Origin of the sequence: Streptomyces sp. RLB3-17 (assembly GCF_007113425.2) — a bacterium.
GTDB lineage: Bacteria > Actinomycetota > Actinomycetes > Streptomycetales > Streptomycetaceae > Streptomyces > Streptomyces mirabilis_D.
Window position 1 is genome coordinate 7,364,762 of record NZ_CP041610.2, and the last position, 18,963, is coordinate 7,383,724.

An 18,963-nucleotide genomic window follows, 5' to 3' on the forward strand; every position below is an offset into this window, starting at 1 on the left:
TTCCTCACGCCGGCCCGGGTCCCGCGCCGCGCTGTTTGTAGAGGCTGATCGAAACGGTCTTGTCCTCGGCGACGGTGGAGTCGACCTTGCCCGCGAGCGCCGACAGGACGGTCCACGCGAACGTGTCCCGTGACGGAGCGTGACCATCGGTGGTCGGAGCGGAGACCGTCACCTCGAGCGAGTCGTCGATGAGCCGGAAGACACAGCTGAGCACCGATCCGGGGACGGCCTGCTGCAGCAGAATCGCGCAGGCCTCGTCCACCGCGATGCGGAGGTCCTCGATCTCGTCGAGGGTGAAGTCCAAACGGGCCGCGAGACCGGCCGTAGCCGTACGCAGCACCGACAGGTAGGCACCCGCGGCCGGCAGCCGGACTTCCACGAAGTCCTTAGTCGCGGGCTCGCCTGCGATCTGGGACACCCTCACCTCCAAGGTGGTACAAGCTCTTTCGAGCTCTTTTCGGGGGCCGAGGGTCGCCCCCCGGGGTAACGCGCTAGGTGGTTCAGCGGTGACGCTACCGCGCTCCCAACTTTCCTGTCCTGGGGACCCCGCCCCTTGCTGTCACTCATAGTAAGCCTACGAGTACGCACAGTGGCTAGGGGTCTGCGGGCCCAAATAGGAAGAGCGCGCGCCGGGTTGACGTACCCAGGCGTCAGACGGTCGAACCGTCCGAGCCGTGGGTCACGCCAGTACGTGGTCGACGAAGCACCAGCGCCAGCTCTCACCGGGTTCGAAGGTCCGCATCACGGGATGTCCGGTCTCCTTGAAATGCTCCGTCGCGTGCCGCAGCGGCGAGGAGTCGCAGCAGCCGAGGTGCCCGCAGCTCAGACACAGCCGCAACTGCACCGGATGTGTACCGGCGGCCTGGCACTCCAGGCAGGTCTCGCTCAGCGGTCCGGGTTCGGGGTGCGGCAGCTCGTCGGCGTGCGTGCACTGTTTCATGATTGCCAGGTTACGTCGGGCGTGCGGCATGTCGCGCGAAAACGAGGGCGGGCGGAAGACGATGGACGTATTGCCACTGCTGTTGCTGGTCGCGGGGAGCGCCGCGGTCGCCGGGCTCGCCCGTCGTACCCCGGTGCCGGCGCCGCTGTTGCTCGTCGCGGCGGGCCTGGTCGTCTCGTACGTCCCTGGAGTGCCCGGATACGAACTCGACCCGGAGATCGTGCTCCCGCTGGTGCTGCCCCCGCTGCTGTACACGGCGGCCACCGACAGCTCGTACCTCGATCTTCGGGCGCACATGCGGCCCATCGCGCTGCTGTCGGTGGGGTACGTGCTCTTCGCGACGCTGGCCGTCGGCTGGGCCGCCTATCTGATCGTGCCGAGCCTGCCGCTGCCCGCGGCGCTGGTCTTCGGAGCGGTGGTGGCGCCGCCGGACGCGGTGGCGGCCACGGCGGTGGCGCGCCGGGTGGGGCTGCCCTCGCGGATCACCACGATCCTTCAGGGCGAGTCCCTGGTGAACGACGCGACCGCGATCACCGCCTACAAGGTGGCCCTCGCCGCCGCGGTCGGCGAGGGCGCGACCTGGGCGGGCGGTATCCGTGAGTTCCTCCTCGCGGCGGTCGGGGGTGTGGTCGTCGGTCTCGTCCTGATGGTTCCGATCCACTGGTTGCGCACGCACCTGAATGAGGCGCTTCTCCAAAACACCCTCTCCTTGTTGATCCCCTTCGTCGCCTACGGGATCGCCGAGCAGGTGCACGCCTCCGGAGTGCTCGCGGTGGTCGTCGTCGCGCTCTACCTCGGGCACCGTGCCTGGGAGGTGGACTTCGCGACCCGGCTCCAGGAGGAGGCGGTGTGGAAGATGGTCGCGTTCGTCCTGGAGTCGGCGGTGTTCGCCCTGATCGGACTGCAACTGCCGGTCGTCCTCAAAGGCCTCGGCCAGTACCAGGGAGCCCAGGCCGCCTGGTACGCGGTGGCCGTCTTCCTGGTCGTGGTCGCCGCCCGGTTCCTGTGGGTCTATCCGGCCACCTTCCTGCCCCGGCTCCTGTCGGCGCGCATCCGGGCGCGCGAGGGGGCCCCCACCTGGAAGGGCCCGTTCGTCATCGGCTGGGCCGGCATGCGCGGGGTGGTCTCGCTCGCCATCGCCTTCTCCATCCCGCTCACCGTGCACGGTGGCGCCTCCTTCCCCGATCGCAACCTGCTCCTCTTCCTCACCTTCACCACCGTGATCGGGACCCTGGTCGTCCAGGGGCTGACCCTGCCCCCTCTCATCCGCCTACTGAAGCTGCCGGGGCGCGACGTCCAGGCCGAGACGCTCGCCGAGGCGAACGCCCAGGCGCAGGCGTCCCGGGTCGCCGAGGAGCGCCTCGACGCGCTCCTCACCGACGAGCGCAACGCCCTGCCCCCGCCGCTCGCCGACCGGCTCCGCTCGGTCCTGGAACGCCGCCGCAACGCCGTCTGGGAACGGCTCGGCGCCGTCAACCCGGTGACCGGGGAGACCGCCGACGACACCTACCGCCGCCTGTCCCGCGAGATGATCAGCGCCGAACGCGAGATGTTCGTGAAACTCCGCGACCACCGCTACATCGACGACGAAATGCTCCGCACGCTCCTGCGCAGACTCGACCTGGAGGAGGCGGCGGCCTACCGGGAAGCGGCGTGAGGCGCCGGACGAGGGCTCAGAGCGGTGCCCCCGTGATCACCGCCGCCACCGTCGTCCCCCGTGTGAACGCCCCCTCTTCCACCAGGGTGACAAGTCCGTAGAGCATCTTGGCGACATAGAGACGTTCCAGGGGCAGGCCGTGGCGCTGTTCGAAGTCCGCGGCGAAGGTGTCGAGTTCGGGCGTGGTGCGGGCGTAGCCGCCGAAGTGGAAGCGGTCGTCGAGTGACCAGGTGCCGCGCCGGCCACCGAAGGCGGCTTCCTGGAAGGCGCTTATGTCACTCCCCAGGAAGCCGCCCTTGAGGACGGGGATCCCCAGGGCCCGCTGGTCGGGGGCGAGGCCGGCGGCCAGGCCGGCGAGGGTGCCGCCGGTGCCGCAGGCCAGGGCGGCCATGTCGACACCGTCATGGCCCCGCAGCTCCGCGCCGAGTTCCCGGCAGCCGCGTACGGCAAGGGAATTGCTGCCGCCCTCCGGGACGACGTACGCGTCCTCGGCGTCCACCGAGCGCAGCAGGGCGGCCAGCGTCTCCGGTTCGCCCTTGCGGCGATACGTCGATCTGTCGACGAAGTGCAGTCGCATGCCGTCGGCCGCGCAGCGGGTCAGTGAGGGGTTGAGGGGGCGGTCGGCCAGCTCCTGGCCGCGGACCACCCCCACGGTCGTCAGCCCTAGGAGGCGGCCCGCGGCGGCGGTGGCGCGCAGATGGTTGGAGTACGCGCCGCCGAACGTGACCACCGTGCGGCCCGCCGCCGCGCGGAGGTTCGGGGCGAGCTTGCGCCACTTGTTGCCGATCAGCTCCGGGTGGATCAGATCGTCCCGCTTGAGCAGCAGCCGTACGCCACGGCGCGTGAAGCGCTCGTCCTCGACCTGACACAGCGGCGAGGGCAGCCTCGGCCGCAGCATGGTCGGGTCGAGCGCTTCGGGGACGTCCGGAGTGGCCGGGGTGGTCGGGCCGTCCGGGGTTGTGGGGCTGGGCACCCCACCATTGTCGGACACCTGTCCGGTATACGGGCGGCCACCCCGTGCCCGTCCGTCACTTGAGGCGGTCGCGGACGCGCTCTCTCATCGTGGCCATCATGAAGCCGCGCGGGTCGACCTTGCCCGGCTGCCACTCCAGGTGGCCGATGACCGAACGCTCCGTCCAGCCGTGGTGGCGGCAGATCGCGGCCGCGACCTTCTCGATGGCCTCCAGCTGCACCTCGGGCCACGGATCCCTTCCGTCGCCGAGGTTCTCGCACTCGAAGCCGTAGAAGTGGCGGTTGCCGTCGGTGTTCGCCTCGTTGTCCGGCGGGAGCGCCTTCTCCGCGATCACGGCGCGCAGCACGTCGTCGTCACCCAGACCCGCGTGGTTGGCCCGGCCGTAGCCCACGAGGTGCAGGACACCGTCCTTGGTGATGACGCCGTGGCACAGCGGACCGGGCAGGTCCGGGCGGCCCGCACGGCAGATCTCGACGGTGTGCTCGTTGCCCGAGGTCACCGAGTGGTGGATCATCACGCCGTACACCGGACCCCAGGGCCCCTTGTGGTTGCGGTTGTGATGCTCCCAGTCGCCGACCTCGACGACGGTGACGCCTTCCTCCCTGAGCCGGTTCAGGAAACCGCCCGCGGACATGGGTGGGGCCATGACCGCCCCCTTCGCACTGCGCGGCGGCCACCGGTCGCGGCCGTCTCGTACCGCAGCTTGTACCCGGAACCCGGGGCTCCGGCCCAGCCGTTCGTACGGCGTGCGAGTCGATCCGGTCAGGGGCGCGGGCGCGTCTGACCGGCGCGTGCACGGCGCGTTCGCGGGGCGTCCCGAGTGTGTCTGCGGGGCGTCCGCGAGGCCCGTCAGGAGCGCAGGAACGCGTCCCCGTTCACGGCGATGTGGCTCTCCAGCGCCTGCAGGGCCTGCTGGGTCGCCTCGGGGGAGCCGCTGCCGCGCCGCTCCGCGTAGTACGCCGCGCCCAGTTTCTTCAGGAGGTCGCCGCCCGCACGCTGCGCCTGCACCTCGTCGAGCTTCTGCTTGCCCTGAGTGAGCCCTCGCTGCGCCTGTTCCTTGGCGCGGTCCAGGAAGCCTGCCATTGCCGTCTCCTGTCGTCGTCCGTCACCGCGTCAAACGGTTGGCCTGATCTCGGAGTTCCCGCTCGCAACGGCTCCGCGCTGTTCGAAGGCGACGGCTGCGGCTGTTCGAGGACGACGGCACCGTCTGTTCGATCGATCGACAAAAGCGGATCCTCTGCCCAATCCCCCGTGATCCATTCCCGCTCATTTGTGTAATAGCACCGGCACGCTCCGTGATGGAAGGCTGGTCGGCGCAGATCAGTGCACGACCGGGAGGGCAATTTTCATGTCGGTAGGCGAAGAGGTCCGTGCGGGTCAGGGCAAGCCGCAGCAGAGTCTCGGCACATCGGCCGCGCGGAACCTGGCCACCACCACCAAGTCCGCACCCCAGATGCAGGAGATCAGCTCACGGTGGCTGCTGCGCATGCTGCCGTGGGTGAACGTGCAGGGTGGCACGTACCGCGTGAACCGGCGGCTCAGCTACTCCGTGGGCGACGGCCGCGTGACGTTCGTGAAGACCGGTGACCGTGTGCAGGTCATCCCCGCGGAGCTCGGCGAGCTGTCCGTGCTCCGCTCGTTCGAGGATCAGGAGGTGCTCGGCGAGCTCGCCCGGCGGTGCCAGCAGCGGGAGTTCGCACCGGGCGAAGTGCTCGCCTCGTTCGGCAGCCCGTCCGACGAGGTGTTCCTGCTCGCGCACGGCAAGGTGCAGAAGATCGGCACCGGCCCGTACGGCGGCGACGCGGTCCTCGGCGTCCTCGCCGACGGCGCGTACTTCGGCGAGCAGGCGCTCATCGACCCGGACGCCATCTGGGAGTACACGGCCCGCGCCGTCACCGCGGTCACCGTGCTCGCGCTGGCCCGCCAGGACCTCGAGCAGGTCGCCGAGCGCTCCGACTTCCTGCGCGAGCACCTCACGTCGTTGCGCGCGATTCCGGAGCAGCGCACCAACAAGTACGGCGAGAAGGAGATCGACCTCGCGGCCGGCCACACCGGGGAGGAGGACATCCCCGGCACCTTCGTGGACTACGAGGCGGCGCCGCGCGAGTACGAACTGAGCATCGCCCAGACCGTGCTGCGCCTGCACACGCGTGTGGCCGATCTCTACAACCAGCCGATGAACCAGACGGAGCAGCAGCTCCGCCTCACCGTCGAGGCGCTGAAGGAGCGCCAGGAGCACGAGCTCATCAACAACCGGGAGTTCGGACTGCTCAACAACTGCGAGTACGACCAGCGGCTCCAGCCGCACGACGGCGTGCCCAGCCCCGACGACCTGGACGAGCTGCTCAGCCGCCGGCGTGGCACCAAGCTGTTCCTCGCCCACCCGCGCGCGATCTCCGCGTTCGGCCGCGAGTGCAACAAGCGTGGGCTGGTCCCCGAGAGCGTCGAGATCGCGGGCAACCGGATCCCGACCTGGCGTGGTGTGCCGCTGTTCCCGTGCAACAAGATCCCCGTCAGCGACGCCCGTACGACCTCGATCATCGCCATGCGTACCGGCGAGGCCGAGCAGGGTGTCATCGGCCTCCAGCAGGCGGGCATCCCCGACGAGATCGAGCCGAGCCTGTCGGTGCGCTTCATGGGCATCAACGAACAGGCGATCATCTCCTACCTGGTGACGGCGTACTACTCGGCGGCGGTTCTCGTGCCGGACGCCCTCGGCATCCTGGAGAACGTCGAGATCGGCCGCTGGCGGTGACCTTCCCGACGCCCGCCGCCGTGTTCCCGCCCGACCAGGCGGGAACACCGGGGACGAGGCGGAGTCCGGCCGAGACCCTGGACAGGCGGGGCCGCATCGGCAAGCCCACGGAAGGCAGGCCCTCGGACGGCGGTTCCGCGGACGGGAGGCCCATGGACCGGCAGGTCGCGCCCGGCCCGGTGGACGGACAGGAGGCGACGGGCATCCTGGAGTACGCCCGGGCGTCCGTCGACCCCGCGCTCCGCAGAGCCGTCGACTCGCTGCCGGGATCCATGCGCCGGATCGCGCTCTACCACTTCGGCTGGGAGCACGCGGACGGCACCCCGGCGGCGGGCAACGCGGGCAAGGCGATCCGCCCGGCCCTGGTGCTCACCGCCACGGGAGCGCTCGGCGGTCAGCACGCGGCCGCCGTGCAGGCGGCGGCCGCCGTGGAGTTGATCCACAACTTCACGCTGTTGCACGACGACGTCATGGACCGGGACACCACCCGCAGACACCGCCCCACCGCGTGGACCGTGTTCGGCGACGCCGACGCGATCCTCGCCGGGGACGCCATGCAGGCGCTCGCCCAGCGGCTGCTCGCCGAGGACTCACACCCGGCGTCCCAGGCCGCCGCCGCCCGGCTCGCTTCCTGCGTCGTCGAGCTGTGCGAGGGGCAGCACGCGGACACGGCCATGGAGAAGCGCGGACCCGCCGAGGTCACCCTCGACGAAGTACTCGCCATGGCCGAGGCCAAGACCGGCGCGCTGCTCGGCTGCGCGTGTGCGCTCGGCGGGCTGTACGCGGGGGCGGACGAGGAGGACGTCGACGCGCTGGACGCGTTCGGCCGGGAGGCCGGCCTCGCCTTCCAGCTGATCGACGACGTGATCGGGATCTGGGGGGACCCGAGCCGCACCGGCAAGCCGGCCGGGGCGGACCTCATCGCCCGCAAGAAGTCGCTGCCCGTGGTCGCGGCGCTCGCCTCCGGCACCCCGGCGGCGACGGAACTCGCCGAGCTGTACGGGGTTCCCTACGAGGAAGGGGAGTTGGAGCGCACGGTCCTGGCCGTCGAGCGGGCGGGCGGCCGTGACTGGGCGCAGCTCCAGGCGGCCGACCGGATGTCCCGGGCGATGCACGAGCTGTCCCGGGCGATCCCCGACCCGGAGGCGGCGGGCGGCCTCCTCGCGCTCGCGGAGTTCGTGACGCGGCGCAGCAACTGACGTGTTCGACCCTCCGGATGACCCGTTCGACCCTTCAGAAGGGCGGTTGAAGACCCCGGGGCCTCCGGGACCGTACGGCACCTGACCTCCGTACGGCACCGGGCTCCGGCCGGAGCGGGTCCCGCGCATCCCCACGGTGTGCGGGGCCCGCCCCTCTCAGGCCCGGACAGGCCCGACAGGCCCTAGGCTGCAACAGCCGTACGATCAGCGGCGGTTGAGGCGAGAGGGTGGGACATGGGCGTGGTGATCCGGACGGCGGACGAGGGCGATCGGGAGCTGGTCACCCGGCTGCTCGACGAGGCGTTCCAGGACGACCCGGTGAGTGTCTGGGTCTTTCCGGACGCGGCGCACCGCCGCGCCAAGCACCCCGGGCTGATGGGGATGTTCACCGAGGTCGTGCTCGCCGAGGGCCGCGTGGACGTCACGGAGGACGGCACGGCGTGCGCGCTGTGGCTGCCCGTGCCCGCCGACGCGGGCCACGCCGACGAGGAGGACGACGGTCCCGTACGGCTGCGTGAGGCCGTCGACCCGGACAACGAGCGCGTCGAGCTGATCGGCCGCCTGACGGCCGGGATCCATCCCGCGGGCCGCGCCCACGAGTACCTGTGGATGATCGGCGTGGCGCCGGAGCGCCAGGGCGAGGGCCTCGGCACCGCGCTCGTCCGGTCGGTCCTCGACCGCTGCGACCGCGAGGGTCTGCCCGCCTATCTGGAGGCGAGCAACGCCGATAGCCGCCGGCTCTACGAGCGTCTCGGCTTCGCCCTCACGGGTCGCCCTCTCGACCTGCCGGACGGTCCGCGGATGTGGCCGATGTGGCGCGAGCCGCAGCCCGGGCGGGGGGTCTGATCGGGCAAGCCGGAGGACGGCGGGTTCGGCATCCGTCTGGCGGCGGTGCGCGGCTCGCGGGAGCGCTGCTCGACCGAGGTGCGCGCGTTCAAGAGCGGCGTCTTCGTGCGGACGTACAGCGGGAAGCGCTGAAGCGTCTCCCGCCCTACCCTGAATGCATGGGCACCGATGAGCATGTCTGCCCCGCCTGCCGGCAGCCGGTCAGCACCGTCGTGCGGCGCCACAAGACGCTGGGCGCGTTCGTTCCCGTGTGGGGTCCCGGCCCCTGCCACAACCCGGAGTGCGAGGCATACGTCGGCGAGCCCGGCGCCGGAGTCGGAGCCAGGTCCGGCGGCGGCGCCAAAGCCGGAGGCGGAGGCGGCGCGGGGTCCCGGTCCGTACCCGGGACCGGAGTCGAACCCGGCAGGGACACCAGGGACACCGGGGAGCCCCGGGAGCATCCCGGGGAGTCCGTCGCGGAAAAATGAGGAAGCCGAGGGAGCCGACTCATGAAGTACCTGGTGATGGTGCAGGGCACGCAGGCGGACTATGAGGGCATGCGGGGCAAGGGCTCCGCGCACGCCCCGGCCTGGAGCGAGCAGGAGCTGCAGGCGATGTACGCGTACATGGGCGCGATCAACGACGACCTCTCGAAGTCCGGTGAGCTCGTCGACGGGCAGGGGCTGGCCGAACCGGCACGGACCCGCCTGGTCACGGCAGGGCAGGACGGGAAGGCCGTCATCTCCGACGGGCCGTACGGCGAGGCCAAGGAGCTGATCGCCGGCTACTGGGTCCTGGAGTGCGCGAGCCTGGAGCGGGTCACCGAGATCGCCGAGCGCGTCACCCGCTGCCCAGGACCCGAGGGCGCCACGAACTACCCGGTGGTCATCCGCCCCATCCTGGACGGCGCCGCAGACATCTGAGCGGGATGCGCCCGCGGGACCCTCGGGCTCCCCGAGCGGCGCTACTTGGAGACGCGGGCGGCCCGGCCGAGGCCGTAGCGTGGCGGCATGTCCGAACCCTTGTTGCACCTCACCGAGCGCTCCCTGTGGGACGCGGCGCGCGCGTCCGGCGCGTACGAGATGTCCACCCGTGGCCGCACCCTCCAGGAGGAGGGCTTCATCCACTGCTCGCTGCGGCACCAGGTCCCCGGGGTCGCCTCCTTCCTGTACGGCGGGTACGACGGCCCCGACGAGCTGGTGCTCCTGGTCATCGATCCCGAACGGCTGGACGTGCCGGTGCGCTACGAGGCGGTCAAGCCCGGGGGCGAGGAGTTCCCGCACATCTATGGGCCGATTCCGGTGGCGGCCGTGGTGGACGTGGAGGTGTGGGAGTCCGCGTAGGGCTGTCCGCGGCCGTCCGCTCCGGGGCGTCCGCTTCGGGTCGTTCCTCGGATCAGGCCGGAGCCGGGAGGCTGCCCGTCGCCGGGTCCCGGCCGGTCAGGCAGTACGTGCCGCCGACCGGGTCGCGCATGACGGTCCAGCGGGCGCCGTGGCCGACGAGCACGGCACCGAGCCGCTCGTGGTGGGCGCGTACCGCCTCGATGTCCGAGCAGGCGATGTCGAGGTGGGCGGCGGCGGGGCGGGCGGTGTCGAGGCGTTGCAGGAGGATGCGGAAGGGGAGCCCGGCGGGTGGCCTGAGCAGGTGGAACTCCGGGAGCGCGCTGGGGTGTGAGTCCCATCCGGTCAGGGCGCTCCAGAAGGCGACTTCGGCCTCGAAGCGGGTGGGCGCCACGTCCAGGCACACCTGGTCGAGGCGGCTGGTGGTGCCGGTGGGGCCCGGGACGACCGGAGGCCGCGCCGACTCGCCGTGCCAACGGACCGCGCAGAACGGCTGACCGCCGGGGGAGCGCAGGACGACCAGGTCCTCTTCGGCGGTGACGATCTCGGCGCCGAGCCGCCGGGCCGACTCCGCCAGCGCCGGTACGTCCTCGACGGCGAGGTCGAGATGGGCGCCGCCCTCGCCCGCGTCGACGCCCTGGGCCTTGACGCAGGCGTCGGTGCCGTCGGGCAGCAGGGTCACGAACTCGCCCTGCTCACCGCGCGGTTCGGACAGCTCCGTCGCCGTGACCGCGGTCCAGAAGCCGCAGGCGCGACCGAAGTCCTTCATGGGGCGGTCGACGAAGGCGTAGGTCCATCGAATGGGGTCAGCCATGGGTCGTTTCCCGTTCCCTCTCAGACGCCGGGTGCGGCTCGTACCCTCTCCTGTCCGATCAGCCCGCGCAACGATGTTTTCACCCGTGAGACGAAGGCGTCCCGCGCGTCGGGGGAGAGGACGTCCAGGGACAGGTAGGGGTTCAGGTCCTCCAGCTCCACGAGGAGCAGTTCGCCGTCGGGGGCCCGGCAGGCGTCGACGCGCTGGATGCCGTACGCGATGTCGTTCCAGTCGACGAACCGCTGCGCGAACTCCCGGTCCCGCTCGGTCGGCGCGTACGGTTCCAGGGCCCAGCGCTCCTCCGGGCGGGGGGCGTACAGGGCGTACTGGAAGGTGTGGTCGACGAAGTAGAAGGACACCTCGTAGCGGAAGTCGATGCGTGGCTGGACGAGGATGTTGCCGTACGGCAGTTCGGGCAGCCGGTCGCGCGGTACGAACTCCAGGCCGATGGAATCCGCTCCCAGTTTGGGCTTCACGACGTAGGTGTCCACGTCCGGAAGCCGGTCGAGGTCGTCCGCGCGGTCGATGGTCGGGATGACCGGGAACCCCGCCGCGGTGAGGTCCAGCAGGTACCCCTTCCCCGCCATGTCCCCCTTGCCGGACAGCTGGTTGTACACGCGGACACCTTCCGTGACCGCCTGCTTCCGGAACGCGTCGTACTGCGCCTGGTAGTGCAGCACGGGCCCGCTGTTCCGCACGACCACGGCGTCGAAGCCGGTCATCAGCGCGGCCGCGTCCAGGGGGTGGCACACGGCCAGGTCGAACTCCTCACGCAGCCGGGAGGTGAGGAAGATGTCCTCGTCGCAGTACCGCCGCCCCTTGGCCGGGTAGGCCAGGTCACTGACGTAGAGGACGCGGGGGCGCGCGGACGGCATCGATGACTCCTCGGACTGCGGGACTTCAGACGTTCCGTTCCCTGGGCGACCCGTTCCCAGGGAACACACGGACGTAGTCTGCCTCCCGCCGGCCGAGGCGGGGGTGGCCGGGGTGGCCGGGGTCAGGCATCGGGGCGCTCGGTGAAGCGCAGGAGGTTGCCCGCCGGGTCACGGAAGGCGCAGTCGCGGACGCCGTACGGCTGGTCCATCGGCTCCTGGAGGACGTCGGCGCCGGAGGCGCGGACGCGTTCGTAGAGGGCGTCGCAGTCGGCGGTGGAGAAGATGACACCGCGCAGGACGCCCTTGGCGAGGAGCTCTGCCATGGCCTGCTTGTCGGCGGGGGAGATGTCCGGGCTCGCGGCGGGGGGCTCCAGGACGATCTGGACGTCCGGCTGGAGCGGGGAGCCGACCGTCACCCAGCGCATCCCCTCGAAGGCGACGTCACCCCGGACCTCCAGACCGAGGACGTCCCGGTAGAAGGCGAGCGCTTTGTCGTGGTCGTCCACGGCGATGAAGCATTGTGAGAGTTTCAGGTCCATGGCCCCACGCTAGGACCTGTCCGGCCGATCATGGCCGGTATCGACGAGGCGCCGCGGCTTTCCTCCACTGTGATCGGCCGGACAGGTCCTAGAGGCGTGTACCCGGTTCCGCTTCCGGGTTGCGGTGGCGGGTCGGGCGGGTCAGGCGCTGGGCCACGCACGGCGGGATCGGGGCGCCGTGGTCGTGCGGCCGGGCCCGGTACGCGCTCGGGGTCTCGCCGACCAGCTCCGTGAAGCGGGAGCTGAACGAACCGAGCGACGTACAGCCCACGGCGAGGCAGACCTCCGTGACCGTCAGGTCACCCCGCCGCAGCAGGGCCTTGGCCCGCTCTATTCGGCGGGTCATGAGATAGCTGTACGGCGTCTCCCCGTACGCCGCCCGGAAGCTCCGCTGGAAGTGCCCGGGTGACATCAGCGCGGTGCGCGCGAGCGCGGCGACGTCCAGCGGCTCCGCGTACTCGCGGTCCATCCGGTCGCGTGCCCGGCGCAGCCGGACCAGATCCTCCAGAGTCATTTCTTCAGGATGGCACGCGCCACTGACAGAGGGCGGTGGGTCAAGGACGGGGAGGGGACGCTGCCACCGGGCCGGGGGCGACGAGCAGGCCGGCGAGCAGCTGGAGACGCTCGGCGTCGCGCCCGCCCTCCTCGGCGGTGAAGGCGATGAGTACGGGGCCGGTGGCGTCCGGCATCGGGTACGCGTCCCAGTCCAGGTTCAGCTCCCCGACCAGCGGGTGCCGGACGCGCATCCGGCCGCGCGTGGTCTCCGCCACGTCATGACGCGCCCACAGGCCCGCGAACTCGTCGCTGCGAACGGCGAGTTCACCGACCAGCTCGACGGCGCGCGGATGTCCGGGCTCGGCCGCGACCTGCGAGCGCAGCATCGCGACCAGCTCGGCGACGGTGGCGGCCCGCTCCGGGCACGTCCGGTCGGCCTCGGGGTGCAGCAGCAGCGAGAGCAGATTGCGTTCGCTCCGCGGGCGCTGGGTGAACTCGCCGAGCAGGGCACCGGCGAGCGGGTTCCACGCCAGTACGTCCAGGAAGCGGCCGACGACCACGGAGGGCGAGGTCATCGTGCGCAGCAGCCGCAGGGTGGTGGGCGGCACCTCCTCGGGCGCGTGGGGGCGCGGGCGCCTCGCGGGCGTGCGCGCGGCGGCGGCGAGGCTGTGCAGATGCCGGGTCTCCTCGGCGGTGAAGTTGAGGGCGCGCGCGAGGGCGTCGAGGACCTGCTCGGAGGGGCGTACGTCGCGGCCCTGCTCCATGCGCTGGTAGTAGTCCGAACTGACCCCGGCCAGCAGGGCCAGTTCCTCGCGCCGCAGCCCGGCGACGCGCCGCCGCGGACCGGGTTCCAGACCGACGTCCTGCGGCCGCAGCCGGGTGCGGCGAGTCCGGAGGAACTCCCCGAGCTCGTGTCGGGGATCGTCGCTCACCGCGACGGGCTCGTCGGTCACGGCTTCAGTATGCCCGCGGGGCGGCCCGCGAGGGTGGGTCTGCCGGACCCAGGAAAGCCGAACCGGGGAAAAGGCGAACGACCGTGATGCCGCGGCCCGCTACCAGGATCTGAACCGCAACAGCCGACCGCGGAAGGGAACAGCGCCATGAAGGCCGCTCAGATCACGAGTTACGGCGACGCGGTGGACGTGCTGCGGATCAACGACGTCGACCGGCCCGCCCCCGGCGCGGGTGAAGTACTGGTCCGCGTCGAGGCGTCCAGCGTGAACGGCCACGACGTGATCGTCCGTTCCGGGGAGATGAAGATCGTCTCGGGGCGCCGGTTCCCGCTCGGCACGGGGCTGGACTTCGCCGGCGTCGTCACCGGATCCGGCACCGGCGTCGAGGGTTCGCGGGTCGGGGAGCGGGTGTGGGGCACGGTTCACCCCCGGCAGCGACACATCATCGGCGGGGCGGCCGAGTACGTCGTCGTCCCCGCGGACCGGCTCGCCCCCGCCCCGACGGCGCTCTCCGCGGCCGAAGCGGCCTCCCTGGTCGTCGCCGGTGCGACGGCGCTGATCGCGGTGCGGGACACCGTACGCCTCGCGCCCGGAGAGAAGGTCCTGGTCCGCGGCGCGGCGGGCGGCGTCGGCACGGCCGCCGTCCAACTCGCCCACGCCCTGGGCTGCCACGTGACCGCGCTGGCCCGCGCCCGTCACGCCCCCGCCCTCACCGACCTCGGCGCCGACGAGGTCCTCGACCACGGCTCCACCACCTCGGACCGGATCGGCCCCTTCGACGTCGTCGTCGACACGGTCGGCACGGAACTTAACTGCTACCGGAGCCGGTTGGCCAAGGGCGGCCGGATGGTCACCGTCGGACTGTCGGCCCCCGCCCTGGCCGCGATCGCGGTGTCCAGCGTGTACGGCGCCCGTCGCGTCCGCACCTTCAGCGCCAACCCCGACGCCACCGTGCTGCGCGCCCTGGCCGACCACGTCACCTCGGGAGCGCTGCGCCCGGTGGTGAACAGCGTGCACCCACTCGCGGACATCGCCGCGGCGCACCAGGCGTTCGAACGCGGCGGCGTCGTCGGCAAGCACGTGGTCGCCGTGTCCGAATGACGTCGGACGAACGAAGTCCCGACGCAGGACCAACGGCTCCGAGGAAGGACCAACGAAGCCCCGACGAAGGACGAACGAGACGCCGGCGGAAGAAGCCCGGCGAAAGAAGACCGGCGAAAGAAGACCGCACCCGGACCGTCAGGAACGCCGAGTTCGGCGTCCCGCGGGCCGGGTGCGGGCAGAGGGACCGTGCGACCGGAGAAACCGAACAGGTCGCGGGTCGAGCCGTATGACCAAAGGTCAGGCCTTCTTGGTCTCCCAGAAGATCTTGTCGATCTGGGCGATGTAGTCCAGCGCCTTCTGGCCCGTGGCCGGGTCCGTGGACGCCTTGGCGGCCGAGAGGGCCTTCAGGGTGTCGTTGACCAGCTGGTGCAGCTCCGGGTACTTCTCGAAGTGCGGGGGCTTGAAGTAGTCGCTCCAGAGCACCGACACGTGGTGCTTGGCGAGCTCGGCGCGCTGCTCCTTGATGACCGTGGCGCGAGCCTGGAAGTGCGGGTCGTCGTTGCCGGCCATCTTTTCCTGGACGGCCTTCACCGACTCCGCCTCGATGCGGGCCTGGGCCGGGTCGTACACGCCGCAGGGCAGGTCGCAGTGCGCGCTGACCTTGACCTTGGGGGCAAACAGGCGGGAGAGCATTGAGCTGTCCTTCCTCGTGATCGTCTTCTCAGGTGGGACATTACTCCGTAGGAGACGTCTTTTCTCGAGTGCCCCCATGGGCTTAGGACAAAAGTCCAGGGTGAGACTGGGACTGGTGGAGGATGGACCGGGGAGGTGCCGGTGATGCCGGAGCTGTCGCAGGAGACCGAGCGTGGGAGGGCCGTGCTGCCGTTCGGGGCGGCCGAGGTGACGGGGCCCTCCATGGTGCCCACGCTCCAGCACGGGGATCGGCTCGTCGTGCAGTACGGGGCCCGGGTCGGGCCCGGTGACGTGGTCGTCCTGCGCCATCCGTTCCAGCAGGACCTGCTGGTCGTGAAGCGGATCGCGGAGCGGCGCGAGGGGGGTTGGTGGGTGCTCGGGGACAACGCCTACGCGGGTGGGGACAGCACCGACTACGGGACCGTGCCCGAGGACCTCGTCCTCGGGAAGGTGCGTTTCCGCTACCGGCCCCACCTGCCGGGTCAGCGCTCGCCGCTCGCGGTCGTCCGCTGGGCCCTCGGCGCCGCCAGGCCGGTGCTCTCCGACCGGTCGGCCTCCAGGCGTTTGCGGGCCCGGTAGGCCGCCACGTTGGCGCGCGTCGCGCAACGGTCCGAGCAGTAGCGCCGGGAGCGGTTCGTCGACGTGTCCAGGTACGCGTTGCGGCAAGGGGCCGCCTCGCAGAGGCCGAGGCGGTCCACGCCGTAGGCGGTGAGGTGGAAGGCGAGTCCCATGGCGGCGATCGCCGCGTAGCCCGCGGTCGCGTTCGACGGGTGGTCCGCCAGGTGCATGTGCCACAGCGGGCGCCCGTCGTCGTCCCGGTGGTCGTGCCCGGAGATCTGCGGGCTGACGGGGAACTCCAGGAGGAGTGAGTTCAGCAGGTCCACGGACAGGGTCTCGTCGCCGCCGTCGGCCGCCTCGAAGACGGCGCGCAGCCGGGCGCGGACCGACCGGAAGCGGGTGACGTCCGCGTCCGTGGCGCGGCGGGCCGCGGAGGAGTTCCCTTCGAAGAGGTCCCGGACCGCCTCGACCGAGGTGAGCGAGTCCTTGCCCCGGGTCGGCTCCTCGGTGTTGACGAGGCGTACCGCGTAATCCGAGTAATAGGCCAGTTCCACTTGTAGTCCTTACGGAGGCGCTCTATCGTCGTGCGTGCGGTCAGGTAACGGCTGATTGCGCTTCCAGGGTATTACGCGGGCGAGTGAAGACGAACGGAGAAGAGGCTTCCATGACCGTCGGCACGGGAATCGACAGCGACGAGATCCATGGCAACGGCACCGACTGGCACGCCTGGCAGGAGAGCTGGGACCGGCAACAGGAGTGGTACATGCCGGACCGCGAGGAGCGCTTCCGGGTGATGCTCGACATGGTCGAGGCCCTGTGCGGCCCGGAGCCGCGCGTCCTCGACCTGGCCTGCGGCACCGGCACCATCACGGCCCGGCTTCTCGACCGCTTCCCGAAGGCCACCAGCACCGGCGTCGACCTCGACCCGGCGCTGCTCACCATCGCCGAGGGCACCTTCGCGGGCGACGCGAGGGTCTCCTTCGTCACGGCCGACCTCAAGGACCCGCACTGGGCGACCCGGCTGCCGTACGACTCGTACGACGCCGTCCTGACCGCCACCGCGCTCCACTGGCTGCACAGCGAACCCCTCGCGGTCCTCTACGGCCAGGTCGCACAGCTCGTCCGCGACGGCGGCGTCTTCATGAACGCCGACCACATGATCGACGAGTCCACGCCCCGGATCAACGAGGCCGAGCGCGCCCAGCGGCACGCCCGGATGGACCAGGCCAGGGCGCACGGGGTGCTCGACTGGGCCGCCTGGTGGGAGCTGGCGGCCCAGGACCCCGCCCTCGCCGCGCCGACCGCCCGCCGCTTCGAGATCTACGGGGAGCACGCCGACGGCGACATGCCGTCCGTCGACTGGCACACGCGCGTGCTGCGCGAAAAGGGCTTCGGGGAGGCGCGGGCGGTGTGGCGGTCGCCGTCCGACGCGCTGGTGCTGGCGGTGAAGTAAGCGGGCCGCGGGGGTCCGGACGAGGAGTCCGGGCGCGGACCGGACGAAGAAGGGGCGGTACGGGAATCCCGTACCGCCCCTTCACTCTTGTCCGTGGCTCAGAGCACCTTGGACAGGAACGACTGCGTCCGCTCGTGCTGCGGGTTCGTCAGTACGTCACGCGGGTGGCCGGACTCGACCACCACACCGCCGTCCATGAAGACCAGCGAGTCGCCCACCTCGCGGGCGAAGCCCATCTCGTGGGTGACGACGATCATCGTCATGCCGGACTCGGCGAGGTCGCGCATGACGTCGAGGACGTCACCGACCAGCTCCGGGTCGAGCGCCGAGGTCGGCTCGTCGAAGAGCATCAGCTTCGGGTCCATCGCCAGCGCGCGGGCGATGGCGACACGCTGCTGCTGACCGCCGGAGAGCTGCGAGGGGTAGCTGGCCGCCTTGTCGGCCAGGCCGACGCGCTCCAGGAGCTGCTCCGCACGCGCCCGGGCCTGGGTCCTGCTGATGCTCTTGACCTGGACCGGGGCCTCCATGACGTTCTCGAGCGCCGTCATGTGCGGGAACAGGTTGAAGCGCTGGAAGACCATGCCGATGTCCCGGCGCTTCAGCGCGACCTCGCTGTCCTTGAGCTCGTACAGCTTGTCGCCCTTCTGGCGGTAGCCGACCAGCTCCCCGTCGACGTACAGCCGGCCGGCGTTGATCTTCTCCAGGTGGTTGATGCACCTCAGGAACGTCGACTTGCCGGAGCCGGAGGGGCCGATGAGGCAGAAGACCTCGCCGGGTTTGACCTCCAGGTCGATGCCCTTGAGGACCTCGACCGCGCCGAAGGACTTGTGGACGCCTTCGGACTTCACCATCGGCGTACCGGAAATGTCTTTGCCGGTTTCCTTCTCGGTCATGCCGTCGCCCCCTTCCGGCTCGACAGGGACGTCAGATTGGCCTTGATCTTCTGCCACGGGGTGGGCGGCAGCTGACGGCTCGAACCGCGGGCGTAGTACCGCTCGACGTAGTACTGGCCCACGCTCAGGACCGAGGTCATGATCAGGTACCAGGCGGCGGCCAGGAAGAGCATCTCCACCGGGGCGCCGGAGGTCTGTCCGATGTCCTGGGCGTACCGCAGGAGCTCGTAGTACTGCACCGCCGACACGAGGGAGGTCGTCTTGAGCATGTTGATGACCTCGTTGCCCGTGGGCGGCACGATCACGCGCATCGCCTGCGGGATGATGATCCGCCGCAGCGTCTTGCCGTGGCTCATGCCCAGCGCGTGCGAGGCCTCGGTCTGGCCCTCGTCGACCGAGAGCAGACCGGCACGGCAGATCTCGGCCATGTACGCGGCCTCGTTCAGGCCCAGGCCCAGCAGCGCCGTCAGGAACGGCGTCATGAAGCTGGACCAGTAGTCCTTGTAGATCGGCCCGAGGTTGATGTACTCGAAGACCAGACCCAGGTTGAACCAGACGAACAGCTGGACGAGGACCGGGGTGCCGCGGAAGAACCAGATGTAGAACCACGCGATGGACGAGGTCACAGGGTTCTTCGACAGGCGCATCACCGCGAGCAGGATGCCGCCGAGGATGCCGATCGCCATCGAGAGCACCGTCAGCAGCAGCGTCTGGCCGACGCCCTTGATGATGCGGTGGTCGAAGAAGTAGTCCGGCACGGCATGCCAGTTGATCTTGCCCTGGCCGAACGCGTAGATGATCGCGACGAGCACGGCGATCGCGATGACGGCCGAGAGATAGCGTCCGTAGTGCCGGACGGGGATGGCCTTGATGGCCTCCGGCCCGGCCGGAGGAGTGTCCTCCGGCCCTGCCGTCTTGTCGATGTCAACAGTCACGGGTGTTGTTGCCTTTCAGTGC

General features: G+C 70.7%; 24 protein-coding genes. 10 read left to right on the top strand and 14 right to left on the bottom strand.

Annotated features, from left to right (window positions below):
• Positions 1 to 4: 4 nt before the first annotated feature.
• Positions 5 to 418: an anti-sigma regulatory factor gene (locus tag FNV62_RS33405; RefSeq protein ID WP_054228129.1), complete on the bottom strand. Its 414-nt coding sequence runs from the start codon at positions 416 to 418 to the stop codon at positions 5 to 7.
• A 261-nt stretch (positions 419 to 679) separates the two neighbouring features.
• On the bottom strand, positions 680 to 940 hold the full coding sequence (locus tag FNV62_RS33410; RefSeq protein ID WP_054228128.1) for a UBP-type zinc finger domain-containing protein: 261 nt from the start codon (positions 938 to 940) through the stop codon (positions 680 to 682).
• Positions 941 to 1,001: 61 nt separating this feature from the next.
• Here FNV62_RS33410 and FNV62_RS33415 point away from each other — a divergent pair, with 61 nt between their 5' ends.
• The gene (locus FNV62_RS33415; RefSeq protein WP_143605639.1) at positions 1,002 to 2,597 is read left to right on the top strand and encodes a Na+/H+ antiporter; all 1,596 of its coding nucleotides are present in this window, start codon (positions 1,002 to 1,004) and stop codon (positions 2,595 to 2,597) included.
• 16 nt (positions 2,598 to 2,613) lie between these two features.
• Here the strand turns inward: FNV62_RS33415 and FNV62_RS33420 are convergent, their stop codons facing one another.
• From FNV62_RS33420 to FNV62_RS33430, 3 genes are all read right to left on the bottom strand, one after another.
• The gene (locus tag FNV62_RS33420) at positions 2,614 to 3,495 is read right to left on the bottom strand and encodes a 1-aminocyclopropane-1-carboxylate deaminase/D-cysteine desulfhydrase (RefSeq protein WP_143605641.1); all 882 of its coding nucleotides are present in this window, start codon (positions 3,493 to 3,495) and stop codon (positions 2,614 to 2,616) included.
• Between the two features lie 130 nt (positions 3,496 to 3,625).
• Positions 3,626 to 4,216 carry an N-acetylmuramoyl-L-alanine amidase gene (locus tag FNV62_RS33425; protein WP_143602856.1) on the bottom strand — a complete coding sequence of 197 codons (591 nt, stop codon included), beginning with the start codon at positions 4,214 to 4,216 and terminating at the stop codon, positions 3,626 to 3,628.
• A gap of 203 nt (positions 4,217 to 4,419) precedes the next feature.
• On the bottom strand, positions 4,420 to 4,653 hold the full coding sequence (locus tag FNV62_RS33430; RefSeq protein WP_054228125.1) for a hypothetical protein: 234 nt from the start codon (positions 4,651 to 4,653) through the stop codon (positions 4,420 to 4,422).
• A gap of 265 nt (positions 4,654 to 4,918) precedes the next feature.
• Between FNV62_RS33430 and FNV62_RS33435 the strand changes: the two genes are divergently transcribed.
• From FNV62_RS33435 to FNV62_RS33460, 6 genes are all read left to right on the top strand, one after another.
• The gene (locus FNV62_RS33435) at positions 4,919 to 6,325 is read left to right on the top strand and encodes a family 2B encapsulin nanocompartment shell protein (protein ID WP_060898651.1); all 1,407 of its coding nucleotides are present in this window, start codon (positions 4,919 to 4,921) and stop codon (positions 6,323 to 6,325) included.
• A gap of 152 nt (positions 6,326 to 6,477) precedes the next feature.
• Complete coding sequence (locus FNV62_RS33440; protein ID WP_060898659.1) at positions 6,478 to 7,524, top strand: family 2 encapsulin nanocompartment cargo protein polyprenyl transferase; 1,047 nt, start codon at positions 6,478 to 6,480, stop codon at positions 7,522 to 7,524.
• Between the two features lie 234 nt (positions 7,525 to 7,758).
• Positions 7,759 to 8,370: a GNAT family N-acetyltransferase gene (locus tag FNV62_RS33445; RefSeq protein WP_143602858.1), complete on the top strand. Its 612-nt coding sequence runs from the start codon at positions 7,759 to 7,761 to the stop codon at positions 8,368 to 8,370.
• 158 nt (positions 8,371 to 8,528) lie between these two features.
• Positions 8,529 to 8,837, top strand: coding sequence for a hypothetical protein (locus FNV62_RS54720; protein WP_181361041.1), 309 nt, complete (start codon positions 8,529 to 8,531; stop codon positions 8,835 to 8,837).
• A 21-nt stretch (positions 8,838 to 8,858) separates the two neighbouring features.
• Positions 8,859 to 9,272 carry a YciI family protein gene (locus FNV62_RS33455; RefSeq protein WP_143602859.1) on the top strand — a complete coding sequence of 138 codons (414 nt, stop codon included), beginning with the start codon at positions 8,859 to 8,861 and terminating at the stop codon, positions 9,270 to 9,272.
• Positions 9,273 to 9,359: 87 nt separating this feature from the next.
• On the top strand, positions 9,360 to 9,692 hold the full coding sequence (locus FNV62_RS33460) for a DUF952 domain-containing protein (RefSeq protein WP_060898647.1): 333 nt from the start codon (positions 9,360 to 9,362) through the stop codon (positions 9,690 to 9,692).
• A gap of 52 nt (positions 9,693 to 9,744) precedes the next feature.
• Here FNV62_RS33460 and FNV62_RS33465 read toward each other — a convergent pair whose 3' ends face one another.
• The 5 genes from FNV62_RS33465 to FNV62_RS33485 form a co-directional block, all read right to left on the bottom strand.
• Complete coding sequence (locus FNV62_RS33465) at positions 9,745 to 10,503, bottom strand: VOC family protein (protein ID WP_144315726.1); 759 nt, start codon at positions 10,501 to 10,503, stop codon at positions 9,745 to 9,747.
• A 20-nt stretch (positions 10,504 to 10,523) separates the two neighbouring features.
• The gene (locus FNV62_RS33470; RefSeq protein ID WP_144315727.1) at positions 10,524 to 11,378 is read right to left on the bottom strand and encodes a hypothetical protein; all 855 of its coding nucleotides are present in this window, start codon (positions 11,376 to 11,378) and stop codon (positions 10,524 to 10,526) included.
• A 122-nt stretch (positions 11,379 to 11,500) separates the two neighbouring features.
• Positions 11,501 to 11,917, bottom strand: a complete 417-nt coding sequence (locus tag FNV62_RS33475; protein WP_060898644.1) for a VOC family protein — start codon at positions 11,915 to 11,917, stop codon at positions 11,501 to 11,503.
• A gap of 88 nt (positions 11,918 to 12,005) precedes the next feature.
• Positions 12,006 to 12,431: a helix-turn-helix transcriptional regulator gene (locus FNV62_RS33480; protein WP_054228117.1), complete on the bottom strand. Its 426-nt coding sequence runs from the start codon at positions 12,429 to 12,431 to the stop codon at positions 12,006 to 12,008.
• A gap of 40 nt (positions 12,432 to 12,471) precedes the next feature.
• Positions 12,472 to 13,365 (bottom strand): helix-turn-helix transcriptional regulator, encoded by an 894-nt coding sequence (locus FNV62_RS33485; RefSeq protein WP_205523167.1) that lies wholly within the window; start codon positions 13,363 to 13,365, stop codon positions 12,472 to 12,474.
• Positions 13,366 to 13,512: 147 nt separating this feature from the next.
• Here FNV62_RS33485 and FNV62_RS33490 point away from each other — a divergent pair, with 147 nt between their 5' ends.
• Complete coding sequence (locus tag FNV62_RS33490) at positions 13,513 to 14,466, top strand: NAD(P)-dependent alcohol dehydrogenase (RefSeq protein WP_144315728.1); 954 nt, start codon at positions 13,513 to 13,515, stop codon at positions 14,464 to 14,466.
• A 240-nt stretch (positions 14,467 to 14,706) separates the two neighbouring features.
• On the opposite strand, the gene sodN is transcribed toward FNV62_RS33490, so the two are convergent.
• Positions 14,707 to 15,102, bottom strand: a complete 396-nt coding sequence (gene sodN / locus FNV62_RS33495) for a superoxide dismutase, Ni (protein ID WP_004983535.1) — start codon at positions 15,100 to 15,102, stop codon at positions 14,707 to 14,709.
• 144 nt (positions 15,103 to 15,246) lie between these two features.
• On the opposite strand from sodN, the gene sodX reads away from it, so the two are divergent.
• Positions 15,247 to 15,681, top strand: a complete 435-nt coding sequence (sodX, locus tag FNV62_RS33500; RefSeq protein WP_054228272.1) for a nickel-type superoxide dismutase maturation protease — start codon at positions 15,247 to 15,249, stop codon at positions 15,679 to 15,681.
• Here the strand turns inward: sodX and FNV62_RS33505 are convergent.
• Entirely contained in the window at positions 15,585 to 16,214 is a 630-nt protein-coding gene (locus tag FNV62_RS33505; protein WP_143602863.1) for a CGNR zinc finger domain-containing protein, read from the bottom strand. The genes sodX and FNV62_RS33505 overlap by 97 nt on opposite strands.
• A 110-nt stretch (positions 16,215 to 16,324) precedes the next feature.
• Here FNV62_RS33505 and FNV62_RS33510 point away from each other — a divergent pair, with 110 nt between their 5' ends.
• Positions 16,325 to 17,113: a class I SAM-dependent methyltransferase gene (locus FNV62_RS33510; RefSeq protein ID WP_144315729.1), complete on the top strand. Its 789-nt coding sequence runs from the start codon at positions 16,325 to 16,327 to the stop codon at positions 17,111 to 17,113.
• A 98-nt stretch (positions 17,114 to 17,211) separates the two neighbouring features.
• Here FNV62_RS33510 and FNV62_RS33515 read toward each other — a convergent pair whose 3' ends face one another.
• The gene (locus FNV62_RS33515) at positions 17,212 to 18,006 is read right to left on the bottom strand and encodes an amino acid ABC transporter ATP-binding protein (protein ID WP_097286206.1); all 795 of its coding nucleotides are present in this window, start codon (positions 18,004 to 18,006) and stop codon (positions 17,212 to 17,214) included.
• Positions 18,003 to 18,941 carry an amino acid ABC transporter permease gene (locus FNV62_RS33520; protein WP_054228113.1) on the bottom strand — a complete coding sequence of 313 codons (939 nt, stop codon included), beginning with the start codon at positions 18,939 to 18,941 and terminating at the stop codon, positions 18,003 to 18,005. Before FNV62_RS33520 ends, FNV62_RS33515 begins: the two co-directional genes overlap by 4 nt.
• Between the last annotated feature and the right edge of the window lie 22 nt (positions 18,942 to 18,963).

Bases quoted from the DNA above. Each gene is read 5' to 3' on its own strand.
- FNV62_RS33410 (WP_054228128.1), bottom strand. From the start codon at position 940: ATGAAACAGTGCACGCACGCCGACGAGCTGCCGCACCCCGAACCCGGA.
- FNV62_RS33415 (WP_143605639.1), top strand. From the start codon at position 1,002: ATGGACGTATTGCCACTGCTGTTGCTGGTCGCGGGGAGCGCCGCGGTC.
- FNV62_RS33420 (WP_143605641.1), bottom strand. From the start codon at position 3,495: ATGCTGCGGCCGAGGCTGCCCTCGCCGCTGTGTCAGGTCGAGGACGAG.
- FNV62_RS33425 (WP_143602856.1), bottom strand. From the start codon at position 4,216: ATGGCCCCACCCATGTCCGCGGGCGGTTTCCTGAACCGGCTCAGGGAG.
- FNV62_RS33430 (WP_054228125.1), bottom strand. From the start codon at position 4,653: ATGGCAGGCTTCCTGGACCGCGCCAAGGAACAGGCGCAGCGAGGGCTC.
- FNV62_RS33435 (WP_060898651.1), top strand. From the start codon at position 4,919: ATGTCGGTAGGCGAAGAGGTCCGTGCGGGTCAGGGCAAGCCGCAGCAG.
- FNV62_RS33440 (WP_060898659.1), top strand. From the start codon at position 6,478: ATGGACCGGCAGGTCGCGCCCGGCCCGGTGGACGGACAGGAGGCGACG.
- FNV62_RS33445 (WP_143602858.1), top strand. From the start codon at position 7,759: ATGGGCGTGGTGATCCGGACGGCGGACGAGGGCGATCGGGAGCTGGTC.
- FNV62_RS54720 (WP_181361041.1), top strand. From the start codon at position 8,529: ATGGGCACCGATGAGCATGTCTGCCCCGCCTGCCGGCAGCCGGTCAGC.
- FNV62_RS33455 (WP_143602859.1), top strand. From the start codon at position 8,859: ATGAAGTACCTGGTGATGGTGCAGGGCACGCAGGCGGACTATGAGGGC.
- FNV62_RS33460 (WP_060898647.1), top strand. From the start codon at position 9,360: ATGTCCGAACCCTTGTTGCACCTCACCGAGCGCTCCCTGTGGGACGCG.
- FNV62_RS33465 (WP_144315726.1), bottom strand. From the start codon at position 10,503: ATGGCTGACCCCATTCGATGGACCTACGCCTTCGTCGACCGCCCCATG.
- FNV62_RS33470 (WP_144315727.1), bottom strand. From the start codon at position 11,378: ATGCCGTCCGCGCGCCCCCGCGTCCTCTACGTCAGTGACCTGGCCTAC.
- FNV62_RS33475 (WP_060898644.1), bottom strand. From the start codon at position 11,917: ATGGACCTGAAACTCTCACAATGCTTCATCGCCGTGGACGACCACGAC.
- FNV62_RS33480 (WP_054228117.1), bottom strand. From the start codon at position 12,431: ATGACTCTGGAGGATCTGGTCCGGCTGCGCCGGGCACGCGACCGGATG.
- FNV62_RS33490 (WP_144315728.1), top strand. From the start codon at position 13,513: ATGAAGGCCGCTCAGATCACGAGTTACGGCGACGCGGTGGACGTGCTG.
- sodN (WP_004983535.1), bottom strand. From the start codon at position 15,102: ATGCTCTCCCGCCTGTTTGCCCCCAAGGTCAAGGTCAGCGCGCACTGC.
- sodX (WP_054228272.1), top strand. From the start codon at position 15,247: ATGCCGGAGCTGTCGCAGGAGACCGAGCGTGGGAGGGCCGTGCTGCCG.
- FNV62_RS33510 (WP_144315729.1), top strand. From the start codon at position 16,325: ATGACCGTCGGCACGGGAATCGACAGCGACGAGATCCATGGCAACGGC.
- FNV62_RS33515 (WP_097286206.1), bottom strand. From the start codon at position 18,006: ATGACCGAGAAGGAAACCGGCAAAGACATTTCCGGTACGCCGATGGTG.